17 protein-coding genes are annotated in these 17,988 nt (G+C 64.0%); all 17 read right to left on the bottom strand.

Annotated elements, in window-relative coordinates; genetic code table 11:
• Positions 1 to 27: 27 nt before the first annotated feature.
• The gene (gene der / locus DBV08_RS19080; RefSeq protein WP_003946199.1) at positions 28 to 1,455 is read right to left on the bottom strand and encodes a ribosome biogenesis GTPase Der; all 1,428 of its coding nucleotides are present in this window, start codon (positions 1,453 to 1,455) and stop codon (positions 28 to 30) included.
• On the bottom strand, positions 1,452 to 2,132 hold the full coding sequence (cmk, locus tag DBV08_RS19075; protein WP_029255443.1) for a (d)CMP kinase: 681 nt from the start codon (positions 2,130 to 2,132) through the stop codon (positions 1,452 to 1,454). The genes der and cmk overlap by 4 nt, the downstream gene beginning before the upstream one ends.
• 11 nt (positions 2,133 to 2,143) lie before the next feature.
• A complete protein-coding gene (locus DBV08_RS19070) occupies positions 2,144 to 3,565 on the bottom strand; it encodes a pseudouridine synthase (RefSeq protein WP_124568497.1) in 1,422 nt (473 codons plus the stop codon).
• Positions 3,566 to 3,642: 77 nt separating this feature from the next.
• The gene (scpB, locus tag DBV08_RS19065) at positions 3,643 to 4,326 is read right to left on the bottom strand and encodes an SMC-Scp complex subunit ScpB (protein WP_124568674.1); all 684 of its coding nucleotides are present in this window, start codon (positions 4,324 to 4,326) and stop codon (positions 3,643 to 3,645) included.
• Between the two features lie 41 nt (positions 4,327 to 4,367).
• Positions 4,368 to 5,240, bottom strand: coding sequence for a ScpA family protein (locus tag DBV08_RS19060; RefSeq protein ID WP_095970026.1), 873 nt, complete (start codon positions 5,238 to 5,240; stop codon positions 4,368 to 4,370).
• Positions 5,240 to 6,253 carry a ParA family protein gene (locus tag DBV08_RS19055; RefSeq protein ID WP_124568496.1) on the bottom strand — a complete coding sequence of 338 codons (1,014 nt, stop codon included), beginning with the start codon at positions 6,251 to 6,253 and terminating at the stop codon, positions 5,240 to 5,242. Before DBV08_RS19055 ends, DBV08_RS19060 begins: the two co-directional genes overlap by 1 nt.
• Positions 6,254 to 6,396: 143 nt before the next feature.
• Positions 6,397 to 7,320 (bottom strand): site-specific tyrosine recombinase XerD, encoded by a 924-nt coding sequence (xerD, locus tag DBV08_RS19050; protein ID WP_124568495.1) that lies wholly within the window; start codon positions 7,318 to 7,320, stop codon positions 6,397 to 6,399.
• A gap of 1 nt (position 7,321) precedes the next feature.
• Positions 7,322 to 7,954: an NUDIX hydrolase gene (locus DBV08_RS19045; protein WP_124568494.1), complete on the bottom strand. Its 633-nt coding sequence runs from the start codon at positions 7,952 to 7,954 to the stop codon at positions 7,322 to 7,324.
• Positions 7,955 to 7,960: 6 nt separating this feature from the next.
• Positions 7,961 to 9,721 carry a CTP synthase gene (locus DBV08_RS19040; protein ID WP_185564779.1) on the bottom strand — a complete coding sequence of 587 codons (1,761 nt, stop codon included), beginning with the start codon at positions 9,719 to 9,721 and terminating at the stop codon, positions 7,961 to 7,963.
• A gap of 155 nt (positions 9,722 to 9,876) precedes the next feature.
• Positions 9,877 to 10,830: a copper transporter gene (locus tag DBV08_RS19035; protein WP_019748590.1), complete on the bottom strand. Its 954-nt coding sequence runs from the start codon at positions 10,828 to 10,830 to the stop codon at positions 9,877 to 9,879.
• Entirely contained in the window at positions 10,827 to 12,011 is a 1,185-nt protein-coding gene (gene steA, locus DBV08_RS19030; RefSeq protein ID WP_124568493.1) for a putative cytokinetic ring protein SteA, read from the bottom strand. Before steA ends, DBV08_RS19035 begins: the two co-directional genes overlap by 4 nt.
• An 86-nt stretch (positions 12,012 to 12,097) precedes the next feature.
• Positions 12,098 to 13,876 (bottom strand): DNA repair protein RecN, encoded by a 1,779-nt coding sequence (gene recN / locus DBV08_RS19025; protein WP_124568492.1) that lies wholly within the window; start codon positions 13,874 to 13,876, stop codon positions 12,098 to 12,100.
• A gap of 2 nt (positions 13,877 to 13,878) precedes the next feature.
• Positions 13,879 to 14,826: an NAD kinase gene (locus DBV08_RS19020; protein WP_003946132.1), complete on the bottom strand. Its 948-nt coding sequence runs from the start codon at positions 14,824 to 14,826 to the stop codon at positions 13,879 to 13,881.
• The gene (locus DBV08_RS19015) at positions 14,823 to 15,668 is read right to left on the bottom strand and encodes a TlyA family RNA methyltransferase (RefSeq protein WP_124568491.1); all 846 of its coding nucleotides are present in this window, start codon (positions 15,666 to 15,668) and stop codon (positions 14,823 to 14,825) included. The genes DBV08_RS19020 and DBV08_RS19015 overlap by 4 nt, the downstream gene beginning before the upstream one ends.
• Position 15,669: 1 nt before the next feature.
• Complete coding sequence (locus DBV08_RS19010; RefSeq protein WP_095970021.1) at positions 15,670 to 15,912, bottom strand: hypothetical protein; 243 nt, start codon at positions 15,910 to 15,912, stop codon at positions 15,670 to 15,672.
• Between the two features lie 76 nt (positions 15,913 to 15,988).
• Entirely contained in the window at positions 15,989 to 16,972 is a 984-nt protein-coding gene (locus DBV08_RS19005) for an HAD-IIA family hydrolase (RefSeq protein WP_124568490.1), read from the bottom strand.
• Positions 16,969 to 17,910 (bottom strand): hypothetical protein, encoded by a 942-nt coding sequence (locus DBV08_RS19000; RefSeq protein ID WP_073513327.1) that lies wholly within the window; start codon positions 17,908 to 17,910, stop codon positions 16,969 to 16,971. The genes DBV08_RS19005 and DBV08_RS19000 overlap by 4 nt, the downstream gene beginning before the upstream one ends.
• Positions 17,911 to 17,988 lie beyond the last annotated feature (78 nt).

The raw sequence follows: 17,988 nt of genomic DNA, 5'->3' as shown, positions 1-17,988 counted from the left end.
CTTTTCGGTACCGATTTGGACGCAGAATCAGCGGCCCTTACGGTCACGCTTCTCGCGCACTCGTACCGATACGCGGATCGGGCTGCCGTCGAAGTTGAACTCTTCACGCAGACGCCGCTCGATGAAGCGGCGGTAGCCGGCCTCGAGGAAGCCCGTGGTGAAGAGAACGAATGTCGGCGGGCGTGTGCTTGCCTGCGTGGCGAACATGATGCGCGGCAGGCGGCCACCACGCATCGGCGGCGGCGTGGCTGCCACAACTTCCTTGAGCCAGGTGTTCAGGCGACCTGTGGGGATGCGCTTGTCCCAGGACTCCAGAGCCGTGTCGAGAGCCGGCACGAGCTTCGCCACGGCGCGACCGGTGTGGGCGGAGATGTTGACTCGCTGAGCCCACGGAACGCGGACCAGATCGCGGTCCACTTCCTTGTCCAGCATGAGTCGACGGTCCTCGTCCACGAGGTCCCACTTGTTGAATGCGATCACCAATGCACGACCCGTGTCGGCCACCATGCTCAGAACACGCAGGTCCTGCTCGGTGATCGGCTCGTGTGCGTCGATCAGCAGGATCGCGACCTCAGCGGCCTCGATTGCACTCTTCGTACGCAGCGACGCATAGAACTCCGCGCCGCTGGCATGGCTGACACGCTTACGCAGACCAGCCGTGTCGACGAAACGCCAAGGGCGCCCGCCGAGTTCGACGATCGAGTCGACCGGGTCGACGGTGGTGCCGGCAACGTTGTGCACGACGGACCGCTCGTCACCGGACAGCTTGTTGAGCAAGCTGGACTTTCCGACGTTCGGCTTTCCGACGAGAGCAACACGACGCGGACCACCGCCGGGGATACCTTCACGCGGGGTTTCCGGTAGCTTCTCCAGAACCTCGTCGAGCAGGTCGCCGGTACCGCGTCCGTGCGTTGCACTCACGGAGTACGGCTGACCAAGGCCCAAGGACCACAGCGCTGCAACCTCGGACTCGGTGCGTCCGTCGTCCACCTTGTTGGCAACGAGGATGACCGGAGTCTTCGAGCGGCGAAGCACACGAGCCACAGCTTCGTCCGTCGCCGTAGCGCCGACAACGGCGTCGACGACCAGCAGAATGGCGTCAGCAGTTCCCATGGCCAGCTCGGCCTGACGGGCAACGGCCTGCTGGAGGCCCTTTGCGTCGGGCTCCCATCCGCCGGTGTCCTGGACGAGGAAGCGTCGTCCGGCCCAGTTCGCCTCGTACGAGACGCGGTCACGGGTAACGCCGGGGATGTCCTCGACTACCGCTTCACGACGGCCGATGATGCGGTTGACGAGCGTCGACTTGCCGACGTTCGGTCGACCGACAACAGCCAAGGTCGGGACGGCAATGTGCGCTTCGCCTTCGCCGTCCGCTTCGAGATCGGCGTAATCCCACTCCGATTCCTCGGACCAAGTTCCGTCACCGGCATATTCGGTTACCAGATCGTCGCTCACTGCACTGCTCCAGTTCTGTCGCTGACCACCAACAGCAACTTGGCGATCACATCTTCAATTCCCAATTCGCTCGTATCCACCAGGATGGAATCCTCGGCAGGGCGCAACGGCGACACTGCCCGAGTCGAATCGAGATGGTCACGGCGCTGCACATCAGCCAGCACCGCTTCGTAATTGTCTTCACGGCCTTGGCCGACGTTCTGCGTATTGCGCCGTGCCGCACGAGTTTCCGCCGATGCGGTCAAGAAAATCTTGACGTCGGCATCGGGAAGCACAACTGTTCCGATGTCGCGACCTTCCACGACGATCCGCTCCGCACCGGCCGCCAACTCACGCTGAGTGGCGACCAGCAGGTCGCGAACCTCGGGCACAGCCGAGACCGCGGAGACAGCCTTGGTGACCGCGTCGCCGCGGATCTCCTCACTGACGTCCGCGCCGTCGAGATGCACCTGCTCGCTGCTCGGATCGGTACCGATGGACCACGGCAACGCCGCAACGGCGGCCGTGATCGCGGCGGAATCAGCCAGATCGATTCCCTGACGCAGCACGTGCAGGGTCGCGATCCGGTAGATGGCTCCGGTGTCGAGGTAGCGAGCGCCCAAACGCTGCGCCAACGCGCGAGAGACGCTGGACTTGCCGGTTCCGGACGGTCCGTCCATCGCGACTACCAGCGGCATGGACGAATCGGTCACAGGCCGACCGCCTCGTACAGTCCACCGACCTCGCTACGTCCGAGGACGCGCTGCGTTCCCGGACGCTGATCGCCGAGAGCGACAACTCCGACGTTGGTGCGTACCAGGCGGACAACGGGGTGACCGACGGCATCGAGGAGGCGACGCACGATGTGCTTACGGCCCTCGTGCAGGACGAGCTTGACGAGCGTCTTGCCCTCGTTGATCTCGAGCACGGTGAACGCGTCCACCTTGGCCGGACCGTCGTCGAGAGTGACACCGTCACGCAGCTGCTTGCCGGTGCTGCGCTCGACGACGCCGTGAACCGTGGCGAGGTACGTCTTCGGAACCTCGAACGACGGGTGCATCAGGCGGTGAGCCAGATCGCCGTCGTTGGTGAAGAGGAGCAAGCCTTCGGTGTCGGCGTCGAGGCGGCCGACGTGGAAGAGCCGCTGACCGGACTGAACGCGCTCGGAGACGATGTCACCGACGCACGGGCGACCGAGGTCGTCGGACATGGTGCACTGCCACCCACGCGGCTTGTTCATCGCGAGGTAGACGAGGTCCTTCTGCACGACGACGCGGACGCCGTCGACACGAACCACTGCGTTCTCGGGGTCGACACGCAGACCCTGTTCGACCACGATGCGGCCGTCGACCTCGACGCGCCCCTGGTCGATCAGCTCTTCAGCTGCACGGCGTGATGCGACGCCGGCCTGAGCCAGCACCTTCTGCAAGCGGACGCCGTCGCCCTTCGGCGGGCCGTCGTGCTTGGTGATCTCGGCATGCTGGTGACGTGCCGGCTTGGCGTTGGAGACCAACGGGTTCTGAGAGACGACGCGCTGCGGCTTCTCGGTCTTCGGCTTGCCACGCTTGTTGGTCGCCGGCGGTGTCGGGGCTGCCGGGCGCTTGCGCGGAGGTCCGTCGAACTTGGATCCACGAGGTGCGTTCGACCATGCGCCGCCGCGAGGAGCGTCGGGGCGTGCGCCGCGCTGATCGTCACTACGACGGTCAGCGCCGCCACGCGGTGCGCGACGGGCGTCGACGTGGGGGGTACGGCGGTCGTCGCTGCGAGGTCCGCGGCGATCGTCAGTGCGGGGTCCGCGCCGGTCGTCGTTGTAACCACCACGGCGGTCGTCGGTGCGTGCGGGGCGACGGTCGTCACTGCGCGGAGGGCGACGGTCGTCGCTGCGCGGGGGGCGACGGTCATCGTTGAATCCACCGCGACGGTCGTCCGTGCGGGGACGGTCGGATCCGGCGTTGCGGTCGTATCCGGAGGTACTGCGGGAAGTGTTGCTGCGTCCACCACGGGGCGCTTCGCTGCGTGCGCCGCGGGGGGCGTCGCTGCGACCACCACGGGGTGCTTCGCTGCGTGCGCCGCGGTTGTCGCGGGAGTTGTTACGGTCCGGTGTGCCATCTCGGCGAGCGGGATTGTTCACTTTTTTCCTGTCAGTTTTCTACTGTTTCCCGAGCGTGGTCGGGTCTTTCTCGGTGCTGACGACGGACGGTATTCCGGTCAGTCGTCGACTTCGGTGTCCACTACGTCAGTGGGCACGTCGGCCTTGTTCATTCTCGCAAATCGCGGATCGGATTCCAGGCTTTCGCTGATGTCGTCGATGAGATCGACATCAGGCAAGAGCGGGGCCAACTCCGGGAGCTCGCTCAGCGAGGCCAGCCCGAGCCGTTCGAGGAACAGTTCGGTCGTGGAGTACCGTGTCGCGTTGGTGTCCGGGTCCGGCCCGGCTTCCGCGATCAGTCCGCGGGCAAGGAGGGTGCGTACCACCCCGTCCACGTTGACGCCTCGTACCGCACTGATCCGCGCACGAGTCAACGGTTGACGGTATGCGACTACGGCCAAAGTTTCCAATGCCGCCCTGGTCAATTTGGTGCGTGCGCCGTCCAATAGCAGCTTTTCCACGTACGGGGCAAACTCTTGTCGCGTGTACAGACGCCATCCGTCGCCCGCGTAGCGAAGGTCCATTCCGCTGCCGCGAGCGGTCAATGCGGCCGACATCGACGTCAGGCGTTCTTCGACTCGTTCCGGTGCGGTGCCGGTGACCGATGCGAGCTGGTTCACTTCGGCCGGCGAATCCACGACAAGCAGAAGCGACTCCAGCACTGCGTCGAGCTGATCGTCGTCGAGTTCGAAATCGGGGGCGGAATCTTCGGACTCCGAGGCGTGTTCGGTAGGCTCGATCATCTCGTCTAGCTGCGAAGACTCTGATTCCGTCGGCTCGGCGTTCATCCGTAGTCCTCCTCTGTGACCGGCGCGGCCGGGTCGTCTCCGGTCCAACTCACCATCAGCGGTCCGAGTGCTTCGGGTTGCTCGAACACGATGACCTGCCGGCGATACAACTCGAGCAACGCGAGAAATCTTGCGACTATCTCGACGGTGATCTCACACTCGGCAACGAGGTCCCCGAAGGGTGTCCACTCCCCTATGCCTCGCTCGCGCAGCAACTCGAGAATTCGCTCGGCTTGTTCGGGTATCGAGATATTGGACACATGGAGGTGATCGAGGCCCACCGTGGGCACCGGACGCGGCGTGAACACCGTCGCCGCTATCTCCGCAAAACGCTGCGGATCGACGCCCAACAGCACCTCCGGCAGAAGTTCGGTGAACTGATCCTCGACCGCCACCGAACGCGGATAGCGCCGCAGCGCCGCTTCCTCGAGCTCACCGAACAGCGCCGCAACTTGTTTGTACGCCCGGTACTGCAGCAGGCGCGCGAAGAGAAGATCGCGAGCTTCGAGAAGTGCCAGATCCTCCGCGTCCTCGACCTGCCCGGCAGGCAACAGCCTGGCGGCTTTCAGGTCCAGAAGAGTGGCAGCGACGACCAGGAATTCCGTCGTCTGATCGAGGCCCATCGCGCTGCCGAGTTCCTTGGTGTACGCGATGAAATCATCCGTGACCGTGTGCAGGGCAACTTCGGTGACGTCGAGTTGCCGTTGATTGATCAGGTTCAACAGCAGATCGAACGGGCCTTCGAAGTTCCGGAGAGTGACTCGGAAACCGGCAGCTTTGGCTGCGGTCTGAGCGTCGGTCGGCACGTTCGGGTCGATCGAATCCGGTGCGACTTCGACCGGATCTTCTTGCGATGCAATCAGTTCCACTAACGACCAGACCGGTGAATGACCTCGCGGGCCAATGCTCGATATGCCTCGGCCCCAGCCGACTTCGGCGCCCATGTCGTGATCGGCTCACCGGCGACGCTGGTTTCGGGGAACCGAACGGTACGGTTGATCACCGTGTCGTAGACGACGTCGCCGAAGACCTCCACGACGCGCGCCATCACCTCCCGTGCGTGCAGGGTCCGGGCGTCGAACATCGTGACGACGATGCCGGCCAACTCGAGCTTGGGATTGAGACGATCGTGCACCTTTTCGACAGTGTCGTTGAGGAGTGCCAGGCCGCGCAGGCTGAAGTACTCGCATTCCATCGGAATGATGACCGAATCGGCGCACGCCAGAGCATTCACCGTGAGCAAGCCCAGCGACGGCTGGCAGTCGATGAGCACGTAGTCGTACCGATCGAGAACCGGGTGGAGCACGCGTCCCAAGGTCTGCTCACGTCCGACTTCGGTGACCAATTGGATCTCGGCGGCCGAAAGGTCGATGTTGCTGGGCAGGAGGTCGAGGCCGTCGACTCGGGTTCTCATCAGCACGTCGTCTATGGACACACGCGGTTCGACCAGGAGATTGTGGACGGTCAGTTCGAGGTCGTGATGCTGAACGCCCAGTCCGGCAGACAACGCGCCTTGTGGATCGAGATCCACCAGGAGCACTCGACGACCGTATTCGGCCAACGACGCGCCCAGGTTGATGGTCGACGTCGTCTTGCCGACGCCACCCTTCTGGTTGCACATCGCGATGATCATCGCGGGTCCGTGATGCGCCAACGGTGTCGGTTGAGGCACCTCGCGGACCGGCCGGCCCGTCGGGCCGAGTTCTTCCGCGAAAACGGTCAGTGTTTCCGCAGGTGGAGAGGCTACTGGCGTCGTATCTATTTCGAACATCGCCTCTGGTTCGGAGGGTACAGCTGGTGCTGATTCGTTCACGCGCTCGAAGAGTTGGGCATTGACATGCGGCGGCGCGGACTCCGCCGCTGGTGGCTGCGATGTCGACACGGTCCGATGCTCCCCTACTCTTTCGGCGGTTGCTCTCGGCGCCGGCAAACCCCCGAAACTGCGGTGGAGGCCGCTCGCGCTCCTTGAACGCTACCGCTTACATCACCGAATGGTCTCGCAGACACGCATGAGCCAACCAACCCCTAACGGGCACGCGGGTGTGCCTGAGCCCACACTTCGCGCAGCGCGGTGACGGTGACCAGCGTGTAGATCTGCGTCGTGGTTACCGAAGCGTGACCCAGGAGTTCCTGCACGACACGTACGTCCGCGCCGCCGTCGAGCAGGTGTGTGGCAAACGAGTGCCTGAGCGTGTGGGGCGAGACGTCCGCCTTGATTCCGGCCGACGCGGCCGCATCCTGAAGTATCTGCCACGCACTCTGACGCGAGAGTCGTCCACCGCGAGCGTTGAGAAACAGGGCAGGAACACCGCGCGTCGCCAGGCTGGGGCGCCCACGGACGAGATACGCGTCGACGGCGGCGATCGCCGGCCTGCCGACGGGTACGATCCGCTGCTTGCCGCCCTTGCCCTTGAGCAGCACGGAACGGGCTTCGGTGTCGATGTCGTCGACGTCCAGATCGATCGCTTCGGTGATGCGTGCTCCGGTCGAGTACAGAAGCTCGAGGAGAGCGCGATCCCTCAGGTCGCGGGGCCCGTCACCGGCCGCACCGCCACCCGAAGCGTCGAGTAGGGCTATGACGTCGTCGAGCGGCAGAGCCTTGGGCAACTTGCGTCCGGGCGTCGGCGGCTTGACCGTCCGAGCCACATCGACACCGACCAGGCCCTCGGCGGCGGAGAACTTGTGGAATCCGCGGACCGCGATCAGGGTGCGCGCTGCCGAACTGGCCGCCAACGGTACGACTCCGGCATCTTTGTCACCCAGGCGCAGATGTGTCACGAATTCGGTGACGTCGTTCTCCGTCACGCCCGCGACGTCGTCGATGCCGCGCCCGTTCAGATAGTCCGCGTAGCGATTCAGGTCGCGGCGGTACGAAAGAAGAGTGTTGCGCGCCGATCCTCGCTCGACCGCTAGATGGTCGAGATACGAGTCCACCTGTCGGGCAAGCACTTCAGGCTCGCGACTTGCGTTCTCCGAATGCGCGAGGACGATCGGGCCACGGTGCGTCGGCCGGGCGCAGCGGCTTTCCCGTCGAGCGTGCGGTAGCGATCGCGAGAATGCCCGATACCGCGGTGGCATTGACGATGTCGCCGCGCAGCGCCATGTCGACGGCGTCGGCGAGCGGAACTCGCGAAATCTCGAGATCGGCTTCTTCGTGTTCGGGATCGTCGCGCTCCACCTCGTGCAACCCCTCGGCGAGGAAGACGCGAACCGCCTCGTCCGTGAACCCGGGCGAGAGAGCTACATCGACCAGCACCGACCATCGATCGGCGCCGAGTCCGGTTTCTTCGCCCAGCTCACGCGCTGCTGCCTCGACCGGGCTCTCGCCCGCAGCGTCGAGCAGACCGGCGGGGATTTCCCACAACCGGTGCCCGAGCGGGTGACGGTACTGGTGAATCAGCACCAGGTTGTCCTGCTCGTCCAGTGCCACGACGGCAACGGCGCCGTGATGCTCGACGACTTCCCGATCGGCACGCTGACCACCAGGCATCGCAACGGTGTCGACACGCAACGCGATGATCGCGCCGGTGTAGACCGTCTTGGAGTCGAGGGTGTCGAATTCGTGCCGACCGGGATCGCTCATCTGTGGCTAGACCTTTTCCACGTTCTCGACTGCAGCGTCGAGCGCCGTCTCGGTGGCGGCGGTGTCGATCGTCTCGTCACCGTGGACGTCGACGGGCAGGCGCTCTTCGAGCTTGTACGTCAACGCCGCTTCGACGAAGGCGGCGAACAGCGGGTGCGGGCGCGTCGGGCGGCTCTTGAGCTCCGGGTGTGCCTGGGTGGCAACGAAGAACGGATGCTGCTCACGCGGGTACTCGACGAACTCGACCAGGTGGCCGTCCGGTGAGGTTCCGCTGAACTGCAAGCCGGACTTGGCAATCCGATCGCGGTAGGTGTTGTTGACCTCGTAGCGGTGACGGTGACGCTCGGAGACGTCCTCGGTTCCGTAGGCCTGAGCGACGACGGAACCCTTCGTCAGCACGGCCGGGTAAGCACCCAGACGCATGGTGCCACCGAGGTCGGCGTCACCGGCGATGACGTCTTCCTGATCAGCCATCGTGGAGATGACCGGATGCTTGGTGTCCGGCTCGAACTCGGCCGAGTTGGCATCGTCGAGGCCGACGCTGCGAGCAGCTTCGATGACGACGCACTGCAGACCCAGGCACAGACCCAGCAGCGGCAGCTTGCGCGAACGTGCGAAACGGATCGCGCCGAGCTTGCCCTCGATGCCGCGGATGCCGAAGCCGCCCGGGATCAGAACACCGTCGACGTCACCGAGAGCGGCCTGCGCTCCAGCTTCGGTCTCACAGGCGTCCGACGGGACCCAGGAGATCTCGACCTTGGACCGGTTCGCGAATCCACCGGCGCGCAGAGCCTCGGTGACGGAGAGGTATGCGTCGGGCAGGTCGACGTACTTGCCGACCAATGCGACGCGCACGGTCTCACGCGGCTGGTGAACACGATCGAGGAGGTTGCCCCACACGGTCCAGTCGACGTCGCGGAACGGAAGACCGAGCTGGCGAACGACGTAAGCGTCGAGGCCCTCACGGTGCAGAACCTTCGGGATGTCGTAGATCGAGGGAGCGTCGGGCGTCGAGATGCAGGCGTCGACGTCCACGTCGCACATCAGCGCGATCTTGTTCTTGAGGCCCTGCGGAACGTCACGATCGCAACGAAGGATCAGCGCGTCGGGCTGAATGCCGATGCTGCGCAACGACGCAACCGAGTGCTGCGTGGGCTTGGTCTTGAGTTCTCCGGAAGGGCCGAGGTACGGCACGAGGGAGACGTGCAGGAAGAAGACGTTGTCGCGGCCGACGTCGTGGCGGACCTGGCGAGCGGCTTCGAGGAAAGGCTGCGATTCGATGTCGCCGACGGTTCCACCGATTTCGGTGATCACGACATCCGGGCGGTGGCCCTGCAGATCCGGGCCGCTCATCTCGAGGATGCGACGCTTGATCTCGTCGGTGATGTGCGGGATGACCTGAACGGTGTCACCGAGGTACTCGCCGCGGCGTTCCTTGGCGATGACCGTCGAGTACACCTGGCCGGTGGTGACGTTGGCCTGACCGGAGAGATCACGGTCGAGGAACCGCTCGTAGTGTCCGACGTCGAGGTCGGTCTCGGCACCGTCTTCGGTGACGAAGACCTCGCCGTGCTGGAAGGGGTTCATGGTGCCCGGATCCACATTGAGATAGGGATCGAGCTTCTGCATGGTCACGCGCATTCCCCGCGCGGTCAACAACTGTCCCAGGCTCGAGGCGGTCAAACCTTTGCCGAGCGAGGAAGCTACACCTCCGCTGACGAAGATGTGCTTGGTGGCGGTACGCGTGTTAGTGCGTGACTGTGGCAAAGGGGCTCCCGTGACGACTGTGCAGGGCTTGGTCTGATGAAGCATGCTGGGGCCTGCCGACCCACGGGATTTCACGGTAACACCTATCGGGGGTCGGCGCCTACAACGCGCCGACTTTCCACCCCCGATGTGACCGGCGTATCAATACCGGGGTGTCAGTTGGTGGGTGCGCCGACGGTAACCGCCGCCGCTCCCGGTCCCGTGCCGTAGCGACCGGCGCCGCCGTTCAACTGTTCCTGCAGCGCCAACGGCGTCGTGATCTTCCCCGACTCCCGATCGATGTTGTCGATGGTCGTCAATCCCGCTGAGAGCGCCGCATCCGCACGTGCGACGGCAACCGGACCACTGCCCTCCGCCGAGCCGGGTCGGCCCGCGAGAATCGTTCCTGCGCCGCGCCCGTCGAGAGCGCCGGCAAACCGGGCGATGACCGCGCCGCGGTTACCGGTGGCTGCGTCGGATTCGCTCTTGTTGTCGCCGGTGAGAACGACGGCAAGCTGAGCCGGCTTGACCGCTCCGTCGTCGTAGCTGATGAAGCCGGCACTGCGTAGCGAGTCGAGCGCGAGATTCATCTCGTCGGGAGTGCTCTGCGGTTCGCTGTTCTGCCCGTTGAGAAGCAGAACCGAACCGAGAAGATCGCCCGCAAGGCTTCCCTGATCGACCGCACCGGTCTTGAGGGTGATGCCCGCAGGGATGACATTGGTGACGACGGTCCGCAAGCGGTCGCCGCCCGTGGCGTCGACAAACGAATCGGTGAGCGAGACGCGTCCGGTCACGGCGCCGCCGGCGGCAGTGACGAGTCGGTTGACACCGTCGAGATCACTGGGATCCGCGTCCGGTGCCGTGATCACGACGACCGTGCGACCAGCGAGACTGTCGCGCACGACGCGGCCACCCACGGCAGCATCGAAGCCGTCCGCGGAATTGAGTTGCTGCTGAAGCTGATTCGACTGTTGATTGAGGTCTTCGATCTCGTTCTGCAGGTCCGCCTTGTCGTCACGCAGACCGGACAGCAATCCACTGGACAGCATTCCCGAACCGAGCACCACGCCGATCGCGAGTGCCAGAAAGATTGCCGCTATGGAAATTGCATGTTGACGCATCGAAATCACTTGAAGAGCCCCTGACCCCACAGCGCGAAGCTGTTCCACGTTGTGATTGCCCAGTCGAGAACTTCACTACCGGCATTGGACACGACCAGGGCGACGATCACTGCCACCAGGGCGGCGAGCACCAGGAGCGCGATCGCGCCGCCGGACACTCGACTTCGATACAGCGTTGCGACGGCTTTGGCGTCGACCAGTTTCGGCCCCACCTTGAGCCGTGTCATGAACGCCGACGGATTGCTTTCACGGCGTCCGCGGTCGAAGAACTCGTCCAGGGACACCACGTTGCCGACCGTCACGATCAGTGAAGCTCCGTGGTGATCGGCGAGCAGCAATGCAAGATCGGTCGGTGAGCAGGTCGCCGGGAACGTCATCGCCCCGATACCGAGATCCTGGATTCGCGAAAGGCCCGCCGCATGTCCGTCCTGGTCGGCGGGCAGAACAACTTCCGCGCCGGACTTGAGGGTGGAACTGGTGATTTCCTCCGGGTCGCCCACGATCAGATCGGGGCGGTATCCAGCCTTGCTCAATACGTCCGCACCTGCGCCGACACCGATCAGGATCGGCGAATACTCCTTGATGAAGGGTTTGAGGTTCTTCAGATCTGCCTCGTGTTCGGGGCCGTCGGAGACGACCACGACATGGCGATCCTTCAAGTCGATGTCGATGTCCGGAACACCGATTCCGTCAATCAGCAAAGGGCTTTCGGTGCGGATGAACTCGATGGTGTTACCCGAGAACGCTTCCAGGTGATCGACCAGTCCGGTCTTGGCCTCGATCATCCGGTCGGAGATCTCGGCCTCGGTCTGCTCTTCACCCTTGACGAGGCTCTTCTCGCCGTTGAAGATCTCACCCTCGTGCAGGCGGATCTTGCTGCCGTCCTTGACGTTCTTGAAGACGTCACCGTCGACGGCATCGATCAGAACGATGTCGTTGGCGACGATCACTTCCGGGCCGAGGTTGGGGTAGCGCCCGGAAATCGACGGCGACGCGTTGACCACGGCCATGACTCCGGCTTTCACCAGAGCGTCGGCGGTCCGGCGATCGATGTCGACTTCGTCGAGGATCACGATGTCTCCAGGACCGACACGGCGCAGAAGCTTCGCCGTGTTCCGATCGGCCCTGGCGATTCCACTGATCCCAGGCAAGGATTCGGTGTTACGTGAGAGCAATCCGGGCATCTTCATGGCTTCGATGATGAACCTGAAACCGCGTTGACCGGTGGAGGCGCGCCGACAACTACCACATCAGTCACACCAACACCACAGAACCTTCAATCTGTGACGCGGGCCGCATTCGCGATCTCGAGCAGTTCTTCGGCGTGCGCACGACCGGTCTCGGTGTCGTCCAGCCCTGCCAACATACGGGCCAATTCGACCACCCGATCCGAATCCGACAGAGTCCGCACACCACTGCTCACCACTCCGCCTTTGTCGTCGACCTTGTCCACCACGAGGTGGGTGTCGGCAAACGCAGCAACCTGCGGAAGGTGGGTGACGACGATAACCTGATGCGTGCGAGCAAGTTTCGCCAATCGACGTCCGATCTCGACAGCAGCGCGACCACCGACCCCCGCGTCCACCTCGTCGAAAACCATCGTCGCGCCGGTGTCGCTACCAGCGAGAACAACTTCGAGCGCCAGCATGACGCGTGACAGCTCGCCACCGGAAGCGCTCTTGCTGATCGGAAGTGACGGTGCCCCACTGTGCGCGGACAGGCGAAATTCCACCTCGTCGACGCCGGCAGACCCCGCATGCAGGTCTACTCCCCCGACACTGAGCGGCGCCGAGTCCTGCGGGCCGGCAGGCTGCGAACGCACAGTCACCTCGAGGCCCGCACGTCCCATCGCCAGACCGGCAAGTTCCGCGCTGACCGCTTTGGCGAGCTTTGCCGCTGCCTTGACTCGCGCGGCGCTCAGCTTTGTGGCGGCTTCCGCCGTGAGGCCAGCCGTCTCCTCGACCTGCTTGGACAACAGCGACAACGCATCCGAGGACACGTCGAGTTTGGACAGACGAGCGCGAGCGGTATCCGCCCATTCGAGAACACCGTCGACATCGGCGGCGTACTTACGCGTCAGAGTTTTCAGTTCGGATTGCCGCGACAACAGCGAGTCCAGTGCCCCCGGATCGGCAGGAAGCCCGGACAGGTAGGTGTTCAGGTCACCGGCAACGTCGGTGACGACGGCAATAGCGTCGGCCAACCGGGAACCGAGACCGTCCAGATCGGCATCGGTGACCGACTCGATCCGCGCCCTCGCTTCGGACATCAGGTCGAGCGCAGGCATGACGCCCACATCGCCGCTGGCCATGTCGTCACTACCGGCGAGGGCAGCGTGCGCCTCTTCGGCCGCGGAGCGCAAAGAATCGAGTTCGCTGAGCCGACGCACCTCGGCAACGATCGCCGTGTCCTCGCCGGGCTCGGGTGCCACGCCGTCGATTTCGTTGAGCGCGAAGGTCAACTGGTCTGCTTCCTGCGCCAGTTCACGAGCCTTCGACGTGCGCTCGATCAACTCCGAACGAGCGTCAAGCCACTCCCGACGATGTTTGCGGTACCTCGTCAGCAGCGTTCCGATTGTCTTGTCCCCGAAGCGGTCCAGAGCGTTGCGCTGTTGGTCGGGACGAAGCAACCGCAGCTGATCGTTCTGTCCGTGGACAGTCAGCAGCGGATCAGTGAATTCGGAGAGAACTCCCGCCGGCACGCTACGGCCGCCGAGATGGGCGCGCGAGCGGCCGTCGCTGCCGACCGTGCGGACGGCGATGATGGTCCCGTCCTCGTCCCGCTCGGCGCCCGACGATTCCAGGATTCGGACGATCTCACGCTCGGTGGCCGGTGAGACGTCGTCGGCGATGAATCGTCCTTCGACAACGGCTCGCGACGCACCCAATCGCACTCGACCGGCATCCGCTCGCGCCCCACTGAGGAGGTGCAAGCTCGTGACGACCATCGTTTTACCTGCGCCGGTTTCACCGGTCAGGACGGTCAGGCCCTCGTGAAACTGGGCGCTGGCCTCGGAGATCACACCAAGACTGTCGATACGGATCTCTGCGAGCACGATTAAGGCTTCCTTCCTCGCCATCCGGTAACCGGAAGCTCGAACTTGCGAACCATCCGATCAGCGAAGGGCGCAGAGTCCAACCGGACCCACTTGACGGGAGTGGCGCCGCGAACGATCTCGACGCGAGCGCCGGCAGGCAGTTCCAACGTTCGACGGCCGTCGCAGAAGACCAGGCCGTCATGGCTACCGGCGACGGTCTCCACCGCGATGATCGAATTCGGGCTGGTGACCAACGGCCGCGCGAACAGCGCATGCGCGTTGCTGGGTACGACGAGCAGCGCTTCGAGTTCGGGCCACACGACGGGGCCGCCTGCGGAAAATGCATACGCGGTCGAGCCTGTGGGAGTGGACACGAGAACACCGTCGCAACCGAAGGCAGAGACCGGTCGGCCGTCGACTTCGAGGACAACTTCGAGAACTCCCAGACGCGAACGATTCTCGATACTGGCCTCGTTGAGCGCCCACCCGCGGTCGATGATCTCGTCGTCCACCCGAATCACGACGTCGAGTGTCATACGCGACTCGACGCGATATTCCTTGCGAACTACTTGTGCGAGAGCCTCGTCGAGATGCTCGGCCTCGGTCTCTGCCAGAAATCCGATGCGTCCGAGGTTGATGCCCAGTACCGGAATGGACGCTTCTTGAGCGAGCTCGGCGGCGCGCAGGAACGTGCCGTCGCCACCGAGAACCAGTACCAACTCGCATCCGACGGCGGCATCAGGGCCGGGATGAACAACGGTGACGTCGAGACCCGGCGCGGAGAAACCCGCGGGTTCCGTCATTGCTTCGATGCGCGAGCTGTCTGCTTCGTCGACGAGGACGCGCAGTCCGATTCCCGCGCGCTCGAAGATCTTCCCGACCCGCTTGGCAGTTTCCGTGATGTCACGTCGACCCGGGTGTGCGACAAGAAGGATCTCGCGCGACTCGCCGTTCGTGACCGCGTTCACTGGGGCCCTTCCTCTACAGCCTTGCGAATCATGTCCTCCACCGTGGGGACATCGTCGGTGTCGGTATCCGTCTCTTCATCGCCGGATGAACCTGTCTTTCGAAGCCACAGGAAATACTCGACATTTCCCGACGGACCGGGCAATGGGCTGGCCACCACACCTAACGTCCGCAGACCTACCTTTGCAGCAGCCTCCGACACGTCGAGCACAGCGGAGATTCGCAATTCCGGATCTCGTACGACGCCACCGGCACCGACGCGGTCCTTGCCCACCTCGAACTGGGGCTTGACCATCGGGACCAGGTCCGCACCGTCAGCAGTACAGGCGACGAAGGCCCCGAGTACGAGTTTGAGAGAAATGAACGACAGGTCCGCGACAACCAGATCGACTGTTCCACCGATCGTCTCGGCATCGATAGCGCGAACATTGGTTCGGTCGATGACATGCACGCGGTCGTCGGACTGAAGGCGCCACACCAATTGGCCGTAACCGACGTCGACGGCGACAACTTCCTTCGCACCACGCGTCAGAAGAACATCGGTGAACCCACCGGTGGAAGCGCCCGCGTCAAGGCATCGGCGTCCTTCGACCGTCAATCCTTCGGACCCGAAAGCGTCGAGGGCACCGATCAGCTTGTGTGCCCCTCGCGAGGCCCACGAGACTTCCTGCTCGACCTCGACTACCCGAAGTGGAGTTCCTGCCTCGATCGCCGTCGCAGGCTTGGTCGCGACTGCGCCCGAGATGAGAACTCGGCCTGCGGAAATCAGTTCTTGCGCATGATCTCGCGACCGTGCGAGTCCGCGACGGACCAGTTCGGCATCCACCCGTGCTCTACGTGCCACGTCAAGCCCTGTCCACAGAGGCGAGCGCCTGGACGAGCACCTCGTGTGCCTGTTCCAAAATATGTGCCTTCTGCGGAATCACACCTGCTCCGTGCTGATCGTTCGGATCGTGTTCGATGCCGCCGAGGCGCGCCAGCAAACCGTCGACGTCAGAACGTATACGTTCCGGATCGACGGTCTGGCGTGGCCCGGGCAACGGCGATCCGTTACTCGAGTTTCCGGGGTGCGGTGTCGGCGTGCTCATCGCGCACAACGCTAGTGCATGACTCTCGGTTACGCATACACCCGCACCCCCGCGAGTCGAACACATTTGCGAGAAATCAGACGAGCCAGGAAGCAAACAGATCCGCCACGCCGGCGTCCGACGCTTCCAGTGTCTGGAACGACGGATTGGCCCATGCGACAGGCGCAACCGCGCGCAGAAGCGACATCTCGCCACCGACAACCGGGCCGTCGACAACCAGCGCCGATCCGTTCACGGAGACAGACCACTTGGAGTCCGCACCCACCAGCGATTCGACGGCCGGCTGATTGAGGGAATCCAGAGTTGCTGCAATGTAGGTGGGACGCTGCTCAATCGGAGCCCGCAGTACGTCGCCCGGCGTGCTCACACCGGTGAGAACCAACAACGAGTCGACCGAAACAGCATGTGCGCCTTCGATATCGGTATCCAGACGATCGCCGACCACCAGAGGACGCGAACACCCGCTGCGAGCGAGCGCATCCTCCATCAGCGGTGCAGCCGGCTTACCTGCCACCACGGGTTCCTGCTTGGTCGCAGCGCGTAGAGCTGCCACCATCGAGCCGTTTCCGAGAACCAAACCCCGTTCCGACGGCAGTGTGGTGTCCAGGTTCGCAGCCACCCACAGCGCGCCGGCCCTGATCGCCAAGCACGCCTCGGCGAGGATCGTCCAGTCGGTCTCCGTCGAATGTCCTTGAACGACAGCAACCGGAGAATCCGCGAACTCACGAACCGGAATCAATCCGACGCGGGTCACCTCGTCGGCCAATGCGTCGGTACCGACGACCAGAACAGCGGCACCGGGTTCGAGACGCTCCGCCAACAGGCGCACTGCCGTCTGAGAACTGGTGACGACACGATCATCTTCGGAATCGAAACCGAGTTCGGTCAGATGCGCCGACACTGCCGACGGCGAGCGACTCGCATTGTTGGTCACGTAGTACAAAGCCTGCGTGCCCTGCCCCAGAGCAACCTGGGTGCCGGGAATCGCATGAGCTCCGGCGTACAGCGTGCCGTCGAGATCGAGCAAAAGTACGTCGTACTGAGTACGAAGCACGGTCACTGATCTTCTCCGGTCAACTCGGCCACCCGTTCTTCAGCATCCGTGTCACCCTCGAGGTCTGCAGCTGCAGCATTGAGGAACCACTTCAGTCCGTCTTCGACACGACCGGCTGCAACGAGGGCATCGGCATAGGCGTAGAACAGCCGAGCCGCGGCTTCACCGGTACGCGCTGCGTCCAGATCCTTGGTCTGCAGCGTGACAACTGCCTGATCGAACTGACCGAGATCCATGCGGGCGCCGGCGACGACGATCCTCAACTCCGAAGCCTCGTCGCCCGAAAGCAGGGCAGCCTCGTCGCTGCGGCCGAGTTCGATCGCGCGCTCGGGTCGACCCAAACCGCGTTCACAGTCGGCCATGACAGCGATCAGACCCGGTCCACCAGCCATTCGACGTGCAGCACGAAGCTCGGAGAGAGCTTCAGCCCATTCACCGGCGTGGTACGCGGTGATTCCAGCAGCTTCACGAACGACGGCAATACGGCCGGCGCGCTGACGAGCAGCGCGAGCGTGGAGCAGTGCGAGTTCCGGGTCTTCATCGACGAGCTTTCCTGCCATGACGAGGTGACGCGCAACGGTGTTGGCGTTGTCCTTGTCGAGGCTGAGCAGATCCCGACGAACGGCCGGGTCCAACTCGGTGGGCTCTACGTTATCGGGCAAATCCGGTTCGTCAGGTCGTGCTTGCTGACGGTTGCGGTCGCCGTCGCGCCCACGAGGGGTGAACCCACCCTCGCCGCCGCGACGTTGTCCGCCGTTGAATCCGCCGCCGCGGTTACTGTTTCCAGCACCACCACGGTTGTTGTCTCCGGCACCACCGCGGCGGTCTCCGCCTGCAGCGCCGCGTGATCCACGCCCGTCGTTGTCACGACGGGGGCCACCTGATCGAGGCGCTCCTCCCCCACGGAAGGACCGACGCTCGTCGCCATTCTCCGACACAGTCATTCCTCTCATACAACGCACGAAAGGGGACCCAATATGTTGGGTCCCCTTTCGGTTAACGGGTGTTCGGCGGTGTCCTAC

Source organism: Rhodococcus sp. KBW08 (assembly GCF_003852455.1).
GTDB classification, from domain to species: Bacteria; Actinomycetota; Actinomycetes; order Mycobacteriales; family Mycobacteriaceae; genus Rhodococcus_F; species Rhodococcus_F baikonurensis.
The sequence above is the reverse complement of the archived record's forward strand: the minus strand, read 5'-3'. Positions and strand labels throughout refer to the sequence as shown.